The sequence below is a fragment of the Gilliamella sp. Occ4-3 genome (assembly GCF_001690675.1).
Lineage (GTDB): Bacteria > Pseudomonadota > Gammaproteobacteria > Enterobacterales > Orbaceae > Gilliamella > Gilliamella bombi.
On the sequence record NZ_LZHR01000004.1, the window covers coordinates 1 to 360 of the forward strand.

General features: G+C 37.2%; 1 protein-coding gene. It reads right to left on the minus strand.

Annotation, left to right across the window (positions count from 1 at the left end; genetic code table 11):
• The coding region (locus A9G44_RS13385) for a hypothetical protein (RefSeq protein ID WP_179854774.1) at window positions 1-360 on the minus strand (360 nt) is incomplete at both ends.

The window sequence follows — 360 nt, forward strand, 5'->3', positions numbered from 1 at the left end:
CCTTCATCCGTTAAATTATAGCGGTATAGTGGCTTGTCGCCATCGTGACCGACCAGCTCTTCGGTAAATAATCCCTCTTTGGCATAAAGGGATAGTTTTAAGTTAAGTTCGTTATTAGCAGCGATTTTGTCATAAGGATCGTTAGGATCTATTTCCCCTTCAAGATAATGAATGGTATAGGGGTACATATCTGCATACAGATCGCCCACAGCAAGACAAACCGCTCTATTACCAGTAGGGTTAATACGATCATTTTCTTCCTGTATGCGGTCTTTATAAAGGTAATTATTACAATTTTTTAGTAAAAATATAATTAGTGCGCTACTGATGAGTAATGCAATGATGGTTAGTTTTTTTATC